Source organism: Pseudomonas marginalis (assembly GCF_008692035.1).
In the GTDB taxonomy this organism is placed as follows: Bacteria; Pseudomonadota; Gammaproteobacteria; order Pseudomonadales; family Pseudomonadaceae; genus Aquipseudomonas; species Aquipseudomonas marginalis.
Window position 1 is genome coordinate 1,166,986 of the sequence record NZ_VTFG01000002.1, and the last position, 18,599, is coordinate 1,185,584.

Consider the following 18,599-nt stretch of genomic DNA (forward strand, 5'->3'; position numbering starts at 1 on the left):
CCTAACTATCCAACCTGAGCACCGCAAGGAAGGCTTCTTGTGGAATTTCCACGTTGCCCACTTGCTTCATGCGTTTTTTACCGGCCTTTTGCTTCTCAAGCAGCTTGCGCTTACGGCTTACGTCACCGCCGTAGCATTTGGCCAGTACGTTCTTTCTGAGTGCCTTGACGGAGGTTCGCGCAATGATCTGCCCGCCAATGGCGGCCTGGATCGCGACGTCGAACATCTGGCGCGGAATCAGTTCTTTCATCTTCTCGGTCAACTGGCGACCTTTGTAGTGCGCATTGTCCTTGTGCACGATCAGTGCCAGGGCATCGACCTTGTCGCCGTTGATCAGCACATCCAGTTTCACCAGATTAGCCGATTGGTAACGGTCGAAATGGTAATCCAGCGAAGCATAGCCGCGACTGGTGGATTTGAGACGGTCAAAGAAGTCCAGGACCACTTCGTTCATCGGCAAATCGTAGGTCACTTGCACCTGGGTACCGAGGAACAGCATGTCGTGCTGCACGCCACGCTTTTCGATACACAGGGTAATGACGTTGCCCAGGTGTTCCTGCGGCACAAGGATATTGGCCCGCACGATCGGTTCGCGCATGTCTTCGATGGAAGACAGGTCTGGAAGCTTGGACGGGTTGTCGACGTAAATCGTTTCACCGTTTTTGAGCAGCAGCTCGAAAATAACCGTCGGCGCCGTGGTGATCAGGTCCAGGTCGTATTCGCGCTCAAGGCGCTCCTGGATGATTTCCATGTGCAGCATGCCGAGGAAGCCGCAGCGGAAGCCGAAGCCCAGGGCGTCGGAGCTTTCCGGGGTGTACTGCAACGACGAGTCGTTGAGGGTCAGCTTTTGCAGGGCTTCGCGGAAGTCTTCGAAGTCGTCGGAGCTGACCGGGAACAGGCCGGCGTAGACCTGCGGCTGGATGCGTTTGAAGCCCGGCAGCACGTCGACGTCAGGGGTGGAGCTCAAGGTCAGGGTGTCACCCACCGGCGCACCGTGGATGTCCTTGATACCGGCGATGATGAAGCCTACTTCACCGGCTTTCAGATCAGTGGTCGCGGTGTGCTTGGGGTTGAATACACCGACGCTGTCCACCAGGTGGATCTTGCCGGTGGACTTGACCAGGATCTTGTCGCCCTTCTTCACACGGCCGTGGCGCACGCGTACCAGGGAGACAACCCCCAGGTAGTTGTCGAACCAGGAGTCGATGATCAACGCCTGCAGCGGATCTTCGTAGTTGCCGGTGGGGGCTGGAATGGTCTTGACCAGGCGCTCGAGCACTTCGTCGACGCCCAGGCCGGTCTTGGCGCTGCACTCGACGGCGTCGGTGGCGTCAATGCCGATGATTTTTTCGATTTCTTCTTTTACGCGGTCCGGATCGGCCTGCGGCAGGTCGATCTTGTTCAGCACCGGCATGACTTCCAGGCCTTGCTCGATGGCGGTGTAGCAGTTGGCCACGGACTGGGCTTCAACGCCCTGGCCCGCGTCCACCACCAGCAACGCACCTTCGCAGGCCGCCAGGGAGCGGCTGACTTCATAGGTGAAGTCCACGTGGCCGGGGGTGTCAATGAAGTTCAACTGGTACTTGATACCGTCTTTGGCGGTGTAGTACAGGGTAACGCTGTGGGCCTTGATGGTGATCCCGCGCTCGCGTTCGAGGTCCATGGAGTCCAGCACCTGGGCTTCCATTTCACGCTCGGCAAGGCCGCCGCACATCTGGATGAATCGATCGGCCAGCGTCGACTTACCATGGTCAATGTGGGCGATGATGGAGAAATTGCGGATATGACTCAAATCACTCACGGATCAACACTCAAAAAGGCTGCAGGCAGATTGCCCGCTGAAAAATAGCCGGGAATTGTACCTGATGCTCAGGCCGGGCGTCATCTTTGCTGACCAGAACAAAAATGCCCCGCTCATCCGAGCGGGGCATTTTTTATCCAACGGCGCGGTATCAGCCGGCCCGGCGCAGCAGCCAGAACCCGGCCAGGGCGCAGATGGCCGTCGGCACCAGCACTGCAAACAGTGGCGAGAACCCGAACACCAGGCTCGACGGGCCGAGCAGGTCCTGGGCGATGCGGAAGGTGAAACCGACCAGCACGCCCGTGAATACCCGCTGACCGAGGGTCACGGAGCGCAACGGACCGAAGATGAACGAGATCGCCATCAACACCAGTGCGGCGGTCACCACCGGCTGCAACACCTTGACCCAAAATGCCAGCCAGTAACGACCGTTATTCAAGCCTTGATCCTTCAGGTAGTGGATATAGCCCCACAACCCGGAGATCGGCAGGCTTTCGGGGATCATCACCACCGTATTGAGCAGTTCCGGCTTGAGGGCGATATCCCACTCTTCACTCGGAACATTGATCACTTCGGTGCTGGCCTTGGTGCCTTGGCCGACATTGCGGAAGTAAGTCGTGGTGACGTCGGTCAGTTGCCACTTTTCGTCGCCGTACTGCGCGCGTTTGGCGAAACTGGACGACAGCATGTGACGTTCCTTGTCGAACGTGTAGCGCGTCACACCGATCAACAGCCCGCCCGGTTGCACGGCGTTGATGTGGATGAACTCATCACCCTGGCGGTGCCACAGGCCATGCTTGGCGCTTTGTGCATCGCCCGAGCCCTGGGCCAGGGCGCGATTGGCCTGGGCGGTGGTTTCGGCCGGCGGCGCGACGTACTCACCGATCAGCACGCTGCACAGCATCAGCAGCAACATTGGCTTCATGACCGCCCAGACGATACGCCCCACGGACACCCCGGCGGCGCGCATGATGGTCAGTTCGCTGTTGCTGGCCAGGCTGCCCAGGCCGATCAGGCAACCGATCAGCGCGGCCATCGGCATCATGTCGTAGAGACGACGCGGCGCGGTCAGTGCCACGTAGCCGAGCACGTCCCATACGGTATAGGTGTCGCTGACGTTGCCGACTTCATCGATGAAGGCGAACAACGAGGCCAGGCCCAGGATAATGCCCAGTACCGCCAGGATGGCGATCAGGACGCTGCTACCAATGTAGCGATCGAGCTTAGCCACGAGCCAACTCCTTCTGGCCACGACGGCTCATCATTTTCAAACGAATAGGCTCCCAATACAGCAGCCCCAGGCCGATCACCAGGAACATGCCGTGCACCCACCACAGGCCCAGGACCGGCGACAGCTTGCCTTTCTCCAGGGAGCCACGGGCGGAAATCAGGATGGTGAGGTAAGCCATGTACAGCAGGATCGCCGGCAACAGCTTGAGGAAACGGCCCTGGCGCGGGTTGACGCGCGACAGCGGCACGGCCATCAGGGTCACGATAAACACCAGCAGCGGCAGGGAAATCCGCCATTGCAGCTCGGCGATGGAACGCAGTTCCTTGCTGCCGAGCAGGTCCGCCGTGGGGATGGCGTCGCGGTCGGTGACTTCGTCGCTGATATCCGGGCGGGCCAGCATCACGCCATAGGTGTCGTACTTGATCGCGCGATAGTCGGCCATGCCTGGACTGCCATCGTAGCGATAGCCATTTTCCAGGATCAGGTAGCGGCTGCCGTCAGGACGCACTTCCTGGCGGCCCGAATCGGCCACCAGCACGGAAATGCCCCGGTCTTTCTTGTCCTGGCCAAACCGTTTCTCGGAGATGAACACACCGCCCAGGTTGGCGCGGTCGTCGGTCAGGGTTTCCGTGTAGGTCACCCGCGAGCCGTCATTGAGTGCCTGGAAACGGCCCGGCTCGAGGGTATCGAACTCGGTCATCGCATCCTGTTTGTTCAGCACCAGCTGGAACTGCATGGCGCCCTGGGGAGCCAGGCTCAGGCTCAGCCAGGCCACGATCAGCGCAACACCGGCCGCCGGAATCATGGTCATGCCCAGCAGGCGCTGCTGGCTCATGCCGGTGGCCGAGAGCACGGTCATTTCACTTTCAAGGTACAAGCGGCCGTAGGCCAGCAGGATGCCGAGGAACAGGCCCAGCGGCAGGATCAGTTGCAAGAATCCCGGCAGGCGAAAGCCCATGATCAGGAACAGCGAGCCTGGGTCCAGGGCGCCGGAGGCAGCCTGGGCCAGGTATTTGACGAAACGACCACTCATGATGATGACCAGCAGGACCGCACTCACGGCACTCAGGGTCAACAGGACTTCGCGGGACAGATAACGGAAGACGATCAAACCAGACACTCCAGGGTTGTCAGGCTAAGGCGGCCAAACAAGCAAGCATACCGAGTCAGCCCGTTTGCACCGGGCCGGCTAAAAAGATGGCGCATTATCCTGTGATTGACCGCGCCTGTCACTGCGCAACCTCATGCGCAGGCACAAAGGGTTGTCAGGCTCCGTCGGCGAGGTTCAAACTGCGGCCTTTGTCGCTGGTGGTTTACACAGCCGCCACGCTTTAAAGCCTGCGTACAGACGCCAGGCTCTCAGACCTTATATAAGGGACCCGAAAATGGAATTGGTTGTAAAAAGCGTTAGCCCCGAAACGTTGAAAACCGCCACCCTCGTGGTCGCCATCGGCGAAGGCCGCAAGCTCGGCGTAGCCGCCAGGCAGCTCGACGAACTCAGCGGCGGCGCGATCAGCGCGGTCCTCAAGCGCGGCGACCTGGCCGGCAAAGTCGGCCAGAGCCTGCTGCTGCAAAGCCTGCCCAACCTGAAAGCCGACCGCGTATTGCTGGTGGGCGTGGGCAAGGACGCTGAACTGGGCGACCGTCCGTTCCGCAAGATCATCAGCGGCATCCTCAACACCCTGAAGGGCCTGGGCGGCAGCGATGCCGCACTGGCACTCGATGAAATCGTGGTCAAGGGCCGTGACAGCTACGGCAAGACCCGCCTGCTGGCCGAAACCCTGGTGGACGGCGGCTACATTTTCGATCAGTTCAAGAGCCAGAAAGCCGAACCCCGCGCCCTGAAGAAAATCACCCTGCTGACCATCAAGGCCGCCCAGGCTGAAGTCGAGCGCGCCGTGACCCACGCCCAGGCCATCGCCAATGGCATGTCGTTCACCCGCGACCTGGGCAACCTGCCGCCGAACATCTGCCACCCGACCTACCTGGGCGAACAGGCCAAGGCGTTGGGTAAAGAGTTCAAGGGCCTGAAAGTCGAAGTCCTGGACGAGAAGAAGATCAAGGAACTGGGCATGGGCTCGTTCTATGCCGTGGGCCAGGGCAGCGACCAGCCGCCACGCCTGATCGTGATGCAATACAACGGCGGCAAGAAGTCCGAGAAGCCTTACGCCCTGGTCGGCAAAGGCATCACCTTCGACACCGGCGGCATCAGCCTCAAGCCGGGCCTGGGCATGGACGAGATGAAGTACGACATGGGCGGCGCCGCCAGCGTATTCGGCACCCTGCGCGCCGTGCTGGAACTGAAGCTGCCGATCAACCTGGTGTGCATCCTGGCCTGCGCCGAGAACATGCCCAGCGGCGGCGCGGCCCGTCCGGGCGACATCGTCACCACCCTCAGCGGCCAGACCGTGGAAATCCTCAACACCGACGCCGAAGGCCGCCTGGTGCTGTGCGATGCCCTGACCTACGCCGAGCGCTTCAAGCCACAGGCCGTGATCGACATCGCCACCCTGACCGGCGCCTGCATCGTGGCACTGGGCTCCCACACCTCGGGCCTGCTGGGCAATAACGATGAGCTGATCGAACAACTGCTCAGCGCCGGCAAGGCCGCCGACGACCGCGCCTGGCAACTGCCGCTGTTCGATGAGTACCAGGAGCAGCTGGACAGCCCGTTCGCCGACATCGCCAACATCGGCGGCCCGAAAGCCGGCACCATCACGGCTGCGTGCTTCCTGTCGCGCTTCGCCAAGAACTTCAACTGGGCGCACCTGGACATCGCCGGCACGGCCTGGACCAGCGGCGGGAAGGACAAGGGCGCCACCGGCCGTCCGGTGCCATTGCTGACCCAATACCTGCTGGACCGCGCCAAAGCCTGACACTGAAGATGCCGGGGCGGTGATCTCGCCGCCCCGGCCTCAGGAACCGCAATGACCCAAGTCGACTTCTATATATTGCCCAGCGCCGATCCGCTCGCGCGCCTGGACTTCGCCTGCAAGCTCACCGAGAAAGCCTGGCGCATGGGCCACCGCATCTACCTGCATTGCAGCGATGCCGCCCAACGCGACGAGCTCGACGCCCGCCTGTGGCGCTTCAAGGGCGAAAGCTTCGTGCCCCATGGCCCCGCAGAATCAGAACCCGAAGGCCAGGTTGCCCTGGGTTTGGGAGACAGTTGCGGCAATCACCAGGACCTGCTGGTCAACCTGGACCTGAAAGTACCGCCTTTTGCCAAGGCCTTCGCCCGTGTGGCGGAAGTGGTGGTGGAAGATCCGGCTATTCGTCAGGCCGCGCGGGAGAGTTTCCGTTTCTACCGCGAACAGGGCTATCCTTTGCAAGATCACCGGCTACAACGACTTTGAGTACATGATGGACACTCCCAACCCGACAAAAAAAGATGACCACCTGCTGGACGACCTCGAGTCGATTCGTCAGTTGCTGGGTGATGATGACTTGCAACCGCCACTATTGACCGAACAGGCCGATGGCGAGGTTCAGATTCCGCTGTTGTTCGACATGGTCGGCGGCAAGCAGGTCGCTCCGGAACCGGTTGTCGAAGCCCCCGTTGTGGTGGACGCTGCCCCTGCTGCGGCTGAAAAGGGTCCCGACGCCCTGCTGCTGCACCTGGACAACGAACTGCGTGCCGCTGCGCAATTGATCATGCAAGATGTGATCGACGACTTTGCCCCCCATATCGAAACCGAGATCAAGCGCCGGATGGATGCACGGATGGAGCGGCTGCTCAGCCAGTACCAGTCTTGAACCGTCCATAGATCCCCTGTGGGAGGTGGCAAACTCCTCCCACATTTGATTGCCTGCACCTTAAGCCCGCCTTCGCCTCGCCCTGCGCCCTATCCCCCGTTATACTTGCCGGCTTTCCTGAATATATGCCAACTAGGGTCCCGCCGCGCATGGATAAGACCTACCAGCCGCACGCTATTGAAACTTCCTGGTACAACACCTGGGAGTCCGAGAACTATTTCGCTCCGCAAGGCGCGGGCGAGTCCTACACCATCATGATTCCGCCACCGAACGTCACTGGCAGCCTGCACATGGGCCATGGCTTCAACAATGCGATCATGGATGCGTTGATCCGTTTCCGCCGCATGCAGGGCCGCAACACCCTGTGGCAACCGGGTACCGACCACGCCGGTATCGCCACCCAGATGCTGGTGGAGCGCCAACTCGAAGCCACCGGCCAGAACCGTCACGACCTGGGCCGCGAGAAATTCCTGGAAAAAATCTGGGAATGGAAAGACCAGTCCGGCGGCAACATCAGCCGTCAGATCCGTCGCCTCGGTTCGTCCGTCGATTGGAGTCGCGAGCGCTTCACCATGGATGACGGCCTGTCGGAATCGGTGAAAGAAGCCTTCGTGCGCCTGCATGAAGACGGCCTGATCTACCGCGGCAAGCGCCTGGTCAACTGGGACACCAAGTTGCACACGGCAATTTCCGACCTTGAAGTGGAGAACCACGACGAGAAAGGTTTCCTGTGGAACCTCAAGTACCCACTGGCGGACGGTGCCAGGACCGCTGAGGGCAACGACTACCTGATCGTCGCCACCACCCGTCCGGAAACCATGCTTGGCGACGCCGCCGTCGCGGTCAACCCGAACGACGAGCGCTACCAGGCACTGATCGGCAAGTTCGTCGAGTTGCCGCTGGTAGGCCGCCGCATCCCGATCATCGCCGACGATTACTGCGACCCTGAATTCGGCACCGGCTGTGTGAAAATCACCCCGGCCCACGATTTCAACGACTACGAAGTCGGCAAGCGCCACAACCTGCCGCTGTTGAATATCTTCGACAAGAATGCCGCCGTGCTGCCGGCCTGCCAGGTGTTCAACCTGGACGGTACGCTGAACGAGAGCATCGACGGCAAGATCCCGGCCGAATACGCCGGCCTTGACCGTTTCGAAGCGCGCAAGCAGATCGTTGCTGCCTTCGACGCTGCCGGCCTGCTGGTCAGCGTCGACGACCACGGCCTGAAAGTGCCGAAGGGCGACCGCTCCGGCACCGTGATCGAGCCGTGGCTGACCGACCAATGGTACGTGTCCACCAAGCCCCTGGCCGAGCCGGCGATTGCTGCCGTGGAAGACGGGCGTATCCAGTTCGTGCCCAAGCAGTACGAAAACATGTACTTCTCGTGGATGCGCGATATCCAGGATTGGTGCATCAGCCGCCAGCTGTGGTGGGGCCATCGCATTCCGGCCTGGTACGACGAGTCGGGCAAGGTCTACGTGGGCCGCGACGAAGCCGAAGTACGCGCCAAGCACAACCTCGGTCCGGATGTGGCACTGCAACAGGACAACGACGTACTGGACACATGGTTCAGCTCGGGCCTGTGGACCTTCTCCACCCTGGGCTGGCCGCAGCAGACCGAATTCCTGAAGAAATTCCACTCCACCGACGTGCTGGTCACCGGCTTCGACATCATTTTCTTCTGGGTTGCCCGGATGATCATGCTCACCATGCACTTGGTGAAGAACGAGGACGGCACCCCGCAGGTACCGTTCAAGACCGTGTACGTGCACGGCCTGGTGCGGGATGGCCAGGGCCAGAAGATGTCCAAGTCCAAGGGCAACGTCCTCGACCCGCTGGACATCATCGACGGCATCGACCTGGAAACCCTGGTACAGAAACGCACCTCGGGCCTGATGCAGCCGAAACTGGCGAAGAAGATCGAGAAGCAGACCCGCGACGAATTCGCCGACGGCATTGCCAGCTACGGCACCGATGCGCTGCGCTTCACCTTCTGCTCGCTGGCGTCCACCGGTCGCGACATCAAGTTCGACATGGGCCGCGTCGAAGGCTATCGCAACTTCTGCAACAAGATCTGGAACGCCGCGCGCTACGTGCTGGACAAGGGCGAAGACTGCGGCCAGAACGGCGAGGCCATCGAGCTGTCCCTGGCGGATCGCTGGATCATCTCGCAATTGCAGCGCACCGAAGCCGAAGTGACCCGTCAACTCGACCAGTTCCGTTTCGACCTGGCCGCACAGGCCTTGTACGAGTTCATCTGGAACCAGTATTGCGACTGGTACCTGGAACTGTCCAAGCCCGTATTGTGGGACGAAAACGCGCCGATCGAACGTCAGCGCGGCACCCGTCACACCCTGGTACGCGTGCTCGAAGTCGCCTTGCGCCTGGCGCATCCGTTCATGCCGTTCATCACCGAAGAAATCTGGCAGCGCCTCGCGCCGCTGGCCGGCAAAGACGGCAAGACCATCATGCTGCAACCTTGGCCGGTGGCCAACGAAGCACGTATCGATGAGGCGGCCGAAAGCGACATCGAATGGCTCAAGACCCTGATGCTCGGCACGCGCAACATCCGCGCCGAAATGAACATCGGCCCGGGCAAGCCCCTGGCGGTATTCGTGAAGAACGCCAGCGCCGAAGACCAGCGTCGTCTCACCGAGAACGATGCGCTGCTCAAGAAGCTGGCGAAGCTGGAATCGATCACCGTATTGGCGGATGGCGCCGAAGCGCCACTGTCAGCGACCGCGCTGGTCGGCGAGATGGAAGTGCTGGTGCCGATGGCCGGCCTGATCGACAAGGGCGCGGAACTGGCCCGTCTCGACAAGGAAATCCTGCGCCTGCAAGGCGAAGTGGCGCGGGTGGGCGGCAAGCTGTCCAACGCGGCATTCGTCGACAAGGCACCGGCTGAAGTGATCGATAAGGAACGCGCCAAGCTGGCCGAGGCCGAACAGGCTTTGGGCAAGCTGGCGGAGCAACATGCGCGGATTTCCAGCCTGTAAGGGGCAATCCGTGTGAAAAAAGAGACCTTCGGGTCTCTTTTTTTGCCTGGTGTTTCCCAATCCCTTGCTGGCAATACAGTCAATGTGGGAGGGGGCTTGCCCCCGATGGCGATCTGTCAGCCAGGCTAGTCTTGACTGATCCACCGCTATCGGGAGCAAGCCTCCTCCCACATTTGACCGAGTTATCCTCGGGAATGTGTGACAATGGCCGCCACTTTGAGCCAACACCAGAATCATCATGACCGCCCCCACTACGCCCAAACCTCCACGCAAGAAGCCTAAGACCGCAGCCACGGCCAAACCCGTCGCGCCGCGCAAAGAGGCTACCCTGCACCCACGCAACCGCCACACAGGTCGTTACGACTTCCAGGCGTTGATCAAGACCACGCCGGAACTGGCGCAATACGTGATCATCAACCCCTATGGCAAAGAGAGCATCGACTTCGCCAGCCCGGACGCGGTGCGGGTGTTCAACCGGGCGTTGCTCAAGGCCTTCTATGGCATCCAGCATTGGGACATCCCGGCCGATTACCTGTGCCCGCCGGTACCGGGACGTGCCGACTACGTGCACTTTCTCGCCGACCTGCTGGCCAGTGTCAACGAAGGCAAGATCCCGCGCGGTTCAATCGTCAAGGTGCTGGACATCGGCATGGGCGCCAACTGCGTCTACCCACTGATTGGCTATATGGAGTACCGCTGGAACTTCCTCGGCTCGGAGGTCGACCCCATCGCCGTGGCCGCCGCCAAGGCCATCGTGCAGTCCAACGACCTGAGCAAGGTCATCCAGTTGCGCCAGCAGGAAAACCCCAAGCACATCCTGCTGGGCCTGCTGGAGCCGGGTGAGCGTTTTGACCTGACCATGTGCAACCCACCGTTCCATGCGTCCATGGACGAAGCCACCAAGGGCAGCGAGCGCAAGTGGCGCGCCCTGGGCCGGGCCGATCCCAAGCGCAAATTGCCGGTGCTCAACTTCGGCGGCCAATCGGCCGAGTTGTGGTGTGAAGGCGGTGAAGCGCGCTTCGTGACGCAGTTGATCGCCGAGAGTGCGCACTTTGCCCACAAGGTGTTGTGGTTCAGCACCCTGGTGTCAAAAGCGTCAAACTTGCCCGCGATCGAGACCGCCCTGAAAAAAGCCGGCGTGCTGGAAAGCCAGGTGGTGGAAATGTCCCAGGGCCAGAAGCAGAGCCGTTTCGTGGCCTGGACCTTCCAGACCAAGAACGAACAGCAGATCTGGCGCCAGCGCTGGGTGCGATAGAGACAAATCCCAGGCAACAAAAAACCGTGCCCGGATCGCTCCGGAGCACGGTTTTTTTTTGCTGCGTCTTACTTGTTAACAGCGTCGGTCAGGCCTTTGGCCACAACCAGCTTGATAACTTTCTTGGCAGCGATTTCGATGGCAGCGCCAGTCGAAGGGTTACGGCCAGTACGGGCAGGACGCTCGGTCACTTTCAGTTTGCCAACGCCTGGCAGAGTGATTTCGCCGCCGTTTTCCAGCTGGTCAGCAACAACTTGGCTCAGTTGGTCCAGCAGAGCGCGCACGGTGGTTTTCGGTGCGTCTACTGCTTCAGCCAGGTCAGCGATCAGTTGGTCTTTAGTAATAGCCATTGTGGTGTTCCTTCCCTATCAAATTCATATGGATTGCAGAGTGCAGTGTCAGCCGTCGAGCCCGACCGTCATGGCCTGGCACCCCCGGCTATAACCACGGAGATCGGGGTTATAGATGCTTGAAACGGGGATTGGTTCGACCTGACAGATGCTGAATGCACGCTTATCGCCGAGACTTGGCGTAAGACGGGGCAAAACTAGCACAGAGACGGGGAAATATCCGCTTCTACCTACCCATTTGGTCAGCTTTATCGCTCTAAACCGTGAAAAAAAGGCATATGCCTCGTCCGAGAGCATCCAAAATGCCCTTCGACGCGTGTCTTGACCAATGGGTGCGGTACACTGGGCGACTTTTCGGGGAGGCCGACCGCTCCCCTTCAACCAGCCGAGAAGCCCATGCCGATCCGTCATTGCATCGTCCACCTGATCGACAAAAAACCCGACGGCACACCTGCAGTTCTCCACGCCCGCGACTCCGAGCTCGCCGAGTCGGCCGCCATCGAGAACATGCTTGCCGACCTCAACGAGAGCTACAACGCCAAACAAGGCAAGGCCTGGGGTTTCTTCCATGCCGAATCCGGCGCGCACCCGTTCAGCGGCTGGTTGAAGGAATATTTCGAGGGTGGCCAGGATTTCACCACGTTCAGCCGCACCGCCGTCGAACATCTGCAAAAACTGATGGAAGAGTCCAACCTCTCCACCGGCGGCCACGTGCTGTTTGCCCACTACCAGCAAGGCATGACCGACTACCTGGCCATCGCCCTGCTGCACCACAGCGAAGGCGTGGCGGTGACCGACGAGCTGGACGTGACCCCGTCGCGCCACCTGGACCTGGGCCAACTGCACCTGGCAGCGCGTATCAACGTGTCCGAGTGGCAGAACAACAAGCAGTCCAAGCAGTACATCTCGTTTATCAAAGGCAAGAACGGCAAGAAGGTCTCGGAATACTTCCGCGACTTCATCGGCTGCCAGGAAGGCGTCGACGGCCCGGGCGAGACGCGCACCCTGCTCAAGGCCTTCAGCGACTTCGTCGAAAGCGAAGACCTGCCGGACGAATCCGCCCGCGAAAAAACCAAGACCCTGGTCGATTACGCCAGCAGCCAGGCCAAGCTCGGCGAGCCCATGGGCCTTGAAGAGCTGTCGGGCTTGATCGATGAAGATCGGCCCAAGGCGTTCTACGACCATATCCGCAACAAGGACTACGGCCTGTCGCCGGAAATCCCGGCGGATAAACGCACCCTCAACCAGTTCCGCCGCTTCACCGGGCGCGCCGAGGGCTTGTCCATCAGTTTTGAAGCACACTTGCTGGGCGACAAGATCGAGTACGACGAAGCCGCCGGCACCCTGATCATCAAGGGCCTGCCGACCCAACTGACCGACCAGCTCAAGCGCCGTAACTGATGCTCGGCGGGGTCCTCAAGAAAGTCCTGCTGGTGTTGCTGGTGGTGGTGGTTATCCAGAACTGGGGCAAGGTCGAGCGGCTGCTCAACCCTTCCCAGGTGGTGCCGGAGCAGACGCGGGCCTCGGCGCGGGTGGTGCTGTATGCCACCGAGTGGTGCGGCTACTGCAAGCAGATCCGCCGCTTCCTCGACCAGAAGGGCATTCCGTACCAGGCCGTCGATATCGAGAAGGACGCCCAGGCGCGCAAGGCGTATGAAGCACTGGGCGGTGGCGGGATTCCGTTTGTGGACGTCAACGGGACGCTGATTCGCGACTACAACCCTGACGCGATCATGGCCGCGCTGAAGTAATCAGCGGACCACGATCACCCGCCCCAACAGGCTGTGCTGCTCGAACCCCAGCACCGCTTGCAAGGCGTTGAGTACCGCCTGCGGGTCCTTGCTCGGGAAGCTGCCGCTGACGCGCCTGGCACCCATCTCTTCGCTGAGCAGCAGGATGCGGCCAGGGTAGTAACGCCCCAGGTCCTTGACCACATCGGCCAGCGGTGCCTTGTAGTAGTTGAGCCAGCCATCCCGCCAGGCCAGGCGGGATTCGCTGTCGACCGCGTGCAAGGGATCGGCGCTGCCATCGGCGTAGGCCACTTGCTGGCCCGCCGTCAGAATTTGCTGTGGGCCCTGTTTCGACGCGGTCACGCCGACCCGCCCCGACAACACCGTCACCTCGGCCCCTGCCGGTTGCAGGCGCACTTCGAACTGCGTCCCCAGCACCCGCGCTTCGCCGCCGCCCGCCTCGACCACAAAGGACTCGCCGGTGTGGGTGACGCTGAAAAAACCTGCACCGCGACGTAATTGGATATGCCGCTCACCGTGGCTGAAGTCCACGGCAATGGCGCTGTCCGCATCCAGCGTGACCTGGGATTGATCAGCCAGGGTGACGGTCTTCACTTCTCCCGGTGCGCTCACGTAATCGGCGCCGAAATCATCGATCCACCGCGAAGGCTGCCAACCGGCGCCCATGGACACCATCAACACCAGGCACGCCGCCATGGCCAGTGCGCCGGACCAGCGCACCACCCGCGAGCGCCCAGGGGTGTTCATCGCATTAAGGTAGCCCTGCAATGCCAGCGCATCCTCATCCGCCAGTTGCCGTGCCGGCACTTCGCTCAACTCCCAAAGCACCTGGGCCTGGGCATAGGCTTCGACGTGCGCAGGATCGGCCCGTAGCCAGCGGCTGAACGTGGCCTGGTCGCCACTGCTGGGCTGGTCGTGCAACAGGCTCAGCCAGGCCAGTGCGGCTTGTTCCTGGTCTGGCGTGGGGGTCGGATTCACGGTGCTTTCCCTGGCGTGCGCGATGGCGATGGTTCGCGAAGGCTGGCTTTGCAGGCTTCGAGGGCACGCATCATATGTTTTTCCACGGCGCTTTGGGACAGGCCCATGGCCTTGGCGATTTGCGCGTACTTGCGCCCGTGAATGCGGTTGAGCAGGAAGATCTGCCGGGTGCGCTCCGGCAGGCTGCGCAGGGCGGCTTCGACATGCCGCAGGTCGTTGCCCGCCTCGAGCGCCGCCTGGGGCTCTGAGCCCTGGTTATCCTGCTGCTCCGGCAGCCAGCCTTCACTGCTGCGCACCCGCGCGCCTTCGCTGCGCAGGTGGTCGATGGCGATATTGCCGGCGCAGCGCAACAGGTAGGTGCTGAGTTCTTCGACCTGCACCAATGGCCGACGCCAAAACCGCAGGAACAGGTCCTGCACCAGGTCGGCCGCCGTGGCGCGGCACCCGACACGTCGGCTCACCAACGCTTCCATCTGCGAACGCTGGGACAGGAACACCTGCAGGAAATGCGCACGCCCACCCGCCGCGTCAGCCTGCGGGCTGTCCTGGGAATCGGGTGGGGTGCTGATCATCATGGCGGCGGCTCAGAACGTTGCGAAGGCGGCAACAGGGCTGGCCAGCAGGCCGACGCCTGCCAGGAGCAAGGCCAGCCTTGGCCGATACGGCAACAACAGCACCAGCAACAGGGCGCTGAGCATCAACACCGCGCACCACTCCACCAGGCCCAGGCCCCAACCGGCGACAGCCACGGCGGGCCAGATCGACACGGTCAGCAGCAGCCAACCGATGACGCGCAAAGCAATACGCCGCCGAGGCGATGGCTTGCTGTGCAGCAGTTCGCCGTGGTGACGGTCGGTGGACAGGCACAAGACGGTAAACCCGGCATAACACATCAGCAGCGCGAGGAGCATTCAGTTCGCCTCCTGCTTGAGCTGCAGCGGCCGCGCCCGTTCGGTCTTGGGCTGCGGGGCCTTGCGGTGCTGCATCTTCCAGGCTGCCCAGGCGAGGAACACGCCGCTGGCCAGGCAGGTCAGGTCGAAGCCGGCCATGGCCCAGTCGCCCGTCGCCAGTGAAGCGCCCAAGTGCTGCGATGTGGTCAGGGCATTGAGCAACGGGATTGCAGCAAACAGCAGTGCTGCGAAGCTCAATTGCTCAACCCAACCCTGGCGGCCCCGGCGCAGGATCCCGTGCAACAGGCTCAGGCCCCAGGCGATAAAGAAGGCCTGCACTTCCCAATCGGAGCGCTCGGCAAAGCCCACCGGCAATAAACGGTTGGCCCAGAAGAAGGCTGCAATGGCGATCAACAGCCCGGACATGCTGGCGATGTTCAGCACTTCCACCAACCGCAGTTCAAACGGCATCACGCCGCTTTTTGCATGTTTGAGTTGCCGCTTGCCGAGCCAGATCACCAGCCCCGTGCCGATCATCGCCGTGCCCGCCAGGCCGCAGATAAAGTACAACCAGCGCAGCACCGGACCGGCGAAATGGCCCATGTGCAGGCCATAGAAGCTGCCGCCGATCGCCGCCGGCAGCGATTGTTCAGCGCTGACCCGCAACAACTCGCCGGTGTTGCCGTTGAACGACACGGTACTGCCGAAGTCATGCACCACGCGGTCGGAGCTGGCACGGAACAGGTTCACCGAAGCGTTTACATCACTCGGGTTGTTCACCGCCAACCGCCCGACATGCCCACCAGCCCACTGCGCCCTCGCCTGCTCGTACATCGGCAGCAATGACAGCAATTGGCCGGGCTGGCCCAGCGCCGGCGCGTTGTTGGTGGCGGGGAACACGTCATTGAAGAAGGCCCGGGTGTCGTTGCCATAGGAGGCCACGATCGGCGCCGGCATCACCATGCTCATGAAAATCACCAGGCTGCTGTAGGTGATCATCAGGTGGAACGGCAGCACCAGCACACCCACCGCGTTATGCCCGTCGAGCCAGGAACGCTGGCCTTTGCGGGGGCGGAAGGTGAAGAAGTCCTTGAAGATTTTCTTGTGGGTGATGATGCCCGTGATCAACGCCACGAACATCACCATCGCTGCAATGGTCGACAGCCAGCGGCCCCACGGGTAAGGCATTTGCAGCTGGAAGTGGAAGCGGTAGAAGAAATCCCCGCCCATGCTTTCCCGGGCCTCTACGGCTTGACCGCTCACGGGGTCGAGGGTTTTCTGAATGAAATTGCCGCGTTTGCCGGGGTCGACCTTGTCTTGCCACATCACCGACAGGCCAGGGTCGCGGCTATCCGGCAAAGTGATGAACCAGCGTGCGGCCGTGGGTGCGACCTTCTGCAGGTAGTCCTGGGCGACACTCAGGCTGCGCGCGTCATCCAGGGGATGGGCCTGTACTTCGGGTTGCATCCAGTGGGTGATCTCATCCTTGAAATAGGCCAGGGTGCCCGTCAGGAAAATCGCAAACAGCAGCCAGCCAAAGATCAGCCCGGCCCAGGTGTGCAACCAGGCCATGGCCTGGCGAAAGCCCTCTTTCATGTGCGTGCCATCCACAAGCCCACGCCCGCCAGGGTGGCAAACGCCGCACTCGGCAGCATCACGCCGCACCACGCGCGCCATGCCGTACGGCAGGCGAAGCACCACAGCACTGCCAACAGGTAGAACACGAACGAACTCATCATCCCGGTAATCACCGCATCGGCGCGGGACGTTGGCATCCACAGCGCCAGGCAGATGCTGGCCAGGGACGCCATCAGGTAACCGCCGACGACAGCAGCCAGCACGCGCGACGTAACGGCGAGACGATAGGAAGCAGGCAGTGAGGTTTTGCTTTTCATGCGGGAGGCGCCAGGTTCATCAGCGCGCAATATTAATGATAAATATTCTCATAAGCAAAACAGAACGGATGAAACACCTGCCTTCGCACATTGCCGAACGGTTGGCGGCCCCCTACAATGCGAACAATTCTTGTTCTCTAAAGCATGCCGAGATTTTGCCGGCATGCACAAAAGGGAGATCGCGTTGCAGCCGTCCAACACTGTCGAAGTGCTCTATAACGACCATCACCACTGGCTCACCGGCTGGTTGCGACGCAAGCTCGGCTGCCCGGAAAGTGCGGCAGACCTGGCGCAGGACACCTTCATCCGAATCCTGACCGCACGGGAGGCGCCGACGCTGGTCGAGCCCCGCGCGTTCCTCACCACGGTCGCCAAGCGCGTGTTGTTCAACTTCTACCGCCGCCAGGACCTGGAACGCGCCTACCTCGACGCCTTGGCGCAGATGCCTGAACAGGTAGCGCCATCCGAAGAAGAGCGTGCGATCATCCTGCAAACCCTGCTGGAGCTGGACCAGTTGCTCGACGGCTTACCCACGCTGGTCAAGCGCGCGTTCCTGCTGGCCCAACTCGACGGCCTGACGTATGCGCAGATCGGTGCCGAACTGGGCATCTCCATCGCCACCGTCAAACGCCACCTGAATAAAGCCGCCATGCGCTGCTATTTCGCCCTATGAATGTCTCGACCCAGGTTGCCGAACAGGCCGTGCACTGGCTGATGGAAATGCAGCAAGGCGCGCTCAACCCACGCCAGCAGGCGGCCTGGCAACACTGGCTGAATGCCCATAGCGAACATCAGCGCGCCTGGGACCATATCCAGCGCGTCAACCAGCGCCTGCGCGGCATGCCCTCGCCCCTGGCCCATGCGGCCTTGAACGCACCTAAGTCCAGCAGCCGGCGCCAGGCGCTGAAGTTGTTGCTGATCCTCGGCGCTGGTTCGGCCGCGGCCTGGAGCCTGCGCCAGCAGCATATCCTGCCGCCGCTGAGCGCCGACTACCGCAGCCCCGTCGGCCAACGGCGCAAGGTGCAACTGGCCGACGGCAGCCAGTTGCAACTCAATACCGGCAGCGCCGTGGATGTGCACTTTGACGGTCGGCAACGGCTGATCCGCCTGCTCGAAGGCGAGATCCTGCTCACCGCCAATGCCGGCAGCACGCCGCTGCTGGTGTTGACCGGCCAGGGCCTGCTCAGCAGCCAGGCGGCGCGCCTGAATGTGCGCCAGTTCAACGACCACACCCAACTGGCGGTGTTCGACGGCCGCGTCGAGGTGATGCCCAATACCTACAGCGGCCTGCCCCTGACGGTCGACGCGGTACGCCAGGTCAATTTCACCCGCAAGGGCTGGGACACCCCGCGAGCTACCGATGCCAACAGCGGCGCCTGGGCCGACGGCATGCTGGTGGCCGCGCATATGCGCCTGGAGGACTTTCTCGCCGAACTGGGCCGCTACCGCCGTGGCCAGCTCCATTGCGATGCGCAGGTCGCCAACCTGCTGCTGTCCGGCAGCTACCCGCTGGACGACAGCGAACGCATCCTCGACCTGCTGGAGGTCAGCCTGCCGGTCAAGGTGCGGCGTTTTACCCGCTATTGGGTGAGCGTCCAGGCCCGTGCGTAAATTATTTTCAGCCACCGTGAGCCGTTTTCCGCACCTCGCGTGACAGAGAAGGAAAGCCACCTTGATCCTTCCTTCTCAGGACCGC

18 protein-coding genes are annotated in these 18,599 nt (G+C 61.7%); 9 read left to right on the top strand and 9 right to left on the bottom strand.

Annotated elements, in window-relative coordinates; all coding sequences use genetic code 11:
* Position 1: 1 nt before the first annotated feature.
* The 3 genes from lepA to lptF all read right to left on the bottom strand — a co-directional run bounded on the left by lepA (position 2) and on the right by lptF (position 4,143).
* The gene (gene lepA, locus FX984_RS25560; protein WP_027604664.1) at positions 2-1,801 is read right to left on the bottom strand and encodes a translation elongation factor 4; all 1,800 of its coding nucleotides are present in this window, start codon (positions 1,799-1,801) and stop codon (positions 2-4) included.
* 151 nt (positions 1,802-1,952) lie between these two features.
* A complete protein-coding gene (lptG, locus tag FX984_RS25565) occupies positions 1,953-3,032 on the bottom strand; it encodes an LPS export ABC transporter permease LptG (RefSeq protein ID WP_027604665.1) in 1,080 nt (359 codons plus the stop codon).
* The gene (gene lptF / locus FX984_RS25570) at positions 3,025-4,143 is read right to left on the bottom strand and encodes an LPS export ABC transporter permease LptF (protein WP_027604666.1); all 1,119 of its coding nucleotides are present in this window, start codon (positions 4,141-4,143) and stop codon (positions 3,025-3,027) included. The genes lptG and lptF overlap by 8 nt, the downstream gene beginning before the upstream one ends.
* Positions 4,144-4,417: 274 nt before the next feature.
* On the opposite strand from lptF, the gene FX984_RS25575 reads away from it, so the two are divergent.
* From FX984_RS25575 to rlmF, 5 genes are all read left to right on the top strand, one after another.
* Positions 4,418-5,908: a leucyl aminopeptidase gene (locus tag FX984_RS25575; protein WP_027604667.1), complete on the top strand. Its 1,491-nt coding sequence runs from the start codon at positions 4,418-4,420 to the stop codon at positions 5,906-5,908.
* 51 nt (positions 5,909-5,959) lie between these two features.
* On the top strand, positions 5,960-6,388 hold the full coding sequence (locus tag FX984_RS25580; RefSeq protein ID WP_092356241.1) for a DNA polymerase III subunit chi: 429 nt from the start codon (positions 5,960-5,962) through the stop codon (positions 6,386-6,388).
* A gap of 7 nt (positions 6,389-6,395) precedes the next feature.
* Positions 6,396-6,788, top strand: coding sequence for a DNA polymerase III subunit chi (locus tag FX984_RS25585; RefSeq protein ID WP_065924183.1), 393 nt, complete (start codon positions 6,396-6,398; stop codon positions 6,786-6,788).
* Positions 6,789-6,937: 149 nt separating this feature from the next.
* Complete coding sequence (locus FX984_RS25590) at positions 6,938-9,784, top strand: valine--tRNA ligase (protein ID WP_027604670.1); 2,847 nt, start codon at positions 6,938-6,940, stop codon at positions 9,782-9,784.
* A gap of 238 nt (positions 9,785-10,022) precedes the next feature.
* Entirely contained in the window at positions 10,023-11,039 is a 1,017-nt protein-coding gene (gene rlmF / locus FX984_RS25595) for a 23S rRNA (adenine(1618)-N(6))-methyltransferase RlmF (protein ID WP_146475984.1), read from the top strand.
* Positions 11,040-11,107: 68 nt separating this feature from the next.
* Here the strand turns inward: rlmF and FX984_RS25600 are convergent, their stop codons facing one another.
* Positions 11,108-11,389 carry an HU family DNA-binding protein gene (locus FX984_RS25600; protein WP_003188840.1) on the bottom strand — a complete coding sequence of 94 codons (282 nt, stop codon included), beginning with the start codon at positions 11,387-11,389 and terminating at the stop codon, positions 11,108-11,110.
* Positions 11,390-11,785: 396 nt separating this feature from the next.
* On the opposite strand from FX984_RS25600, the gene yejK reads away from it, so the two are divergent.
* The gene (gene yejK / locus FX984_RS25605; RefSeq protein ID WP_012722392.1) at positions 11,786-12,790 is read left to right on the top strand and encodes a nucleoid-associated protein YejK; all 1,005 of its coding nucleotides are present in this window, start codon (positions 11,786-11,788) and stop codon (positions 12,788-12,790) included.
* A complete protein-coding gene (locus FX984_RS25610; RefSeq protein ID WP_027604672.1) occupies positions 12,790-13,140 on the top strand; it encodes a glutaredoxin family protein in 351 nt (116 codons plus the stop codon). The genes yejK and FX984_RS25610 overlap by 1 nt, the downstream gene beginning before the upstream one ends.
* On the opposite strand, the gene FX984_RS25615 is transcribed toward FX984_RS25610, so the two are convergent.
* Genes FX984_RS25615 through FX984_RS25635 form a run of 5 tightly spaced genes read right to left on the bottom strand, consistent with a single transcriptional unit; the run spans position 13,141 to position 16,903 of the window.
* Positions 13,141-14,118, bottom strand: a complete 978-nt coding sequence (locus FX984_RS25615) for a FecR family protein (RefSeq protein WP_092356238.1) — start codon at positions 14,116-14,118, stop codon at positions 13,141-13,143.
* The gene (locus FX984_RS25620; RefSeq protein ID WP_027604674.1) at positions 14,115-14,693 is read right to left on the bottom strand and encodes an RNA polymerase sigma factor; all 579 of its coding nucleotides are present in this window, start codon (positions 14,691-14,693) and stop codon (positions 14,115-14,117) included. The genes FX984_RS25615 and FX984_RS25620 overlap by 4 nt, the downstream gene beginning before the upstream one ends.
* Before the next feature lie 9 nt (positions 14,694-14,702).
* The gene (locus FX984_RS25625) at positions 14,703-15,029 is read right to left on the bottom strand and encodes a DUF3325 domain-containing protein (RefSeq protein WP_146475986.1); all 327 of its coding nucleotides are present in this window, start codon (positions 15,027-15,029) and stop codon (positions 14,703-14,705) included.
* Entirely contained in the window at positions 15,030-16,604 is a 1,575-nt protein-coding gene (locus FX984_RS25630) for a PepSY-associated TM helix domain-containing protein (protein WP_027604676.1), read from the bottom strand.
* Entirely contained in the window at positions 16,601-16,903 is a 303-nt protein-coding gene (locus FX984_RS25635) for a DUF3649 domain-containing protein (RefSeq protein ID WP_027604677.1), read from the bottom strand. Before FX984_RS25635 ends, FX984_RS25630 begins: the two co-directional genes overlap by 4 nt.
* A gap of 184 nt (positions 16,904-17,087) precedes the next feature.
* On the opposite strand from FX984_RS25635, the gene FX984_RS25640 reads away from it, so the two are divergent.
* Both FX984_RS25640 and FX984_RS25645 read left to right on the top strand, forming a co-directional pair.
* Positions 17,088-17,576 carry a sigma-70 family RNA polymerase sigma factor gene (locus tag FX984_RS25640; RefSeq protein ID WP_098480933.1) on the top strand — a complete coding sequence of 163 codons (489 nt, stop codon included), beginning with the start codon at positions 17,088-17,090 and terminating at the stop codon, positions 17,574-17,576.
* On the top strand, positions 17,573-18,514 hold the full coding sequence (locus FX984_RS25645; protein WP_146475988.1) for a FecR domain-containing protein: 942 nt from the start codon (positions 17,573-17,575) through the stop codon (positions 18,512-18,514). The genes FX984_RS25640 and FX984_RS25645 overlap by 4 nt, the downstream gene beginning before the upstream one ends.
* Positions 18,515-18,599 lie beyond the last annotated feature (85 nt).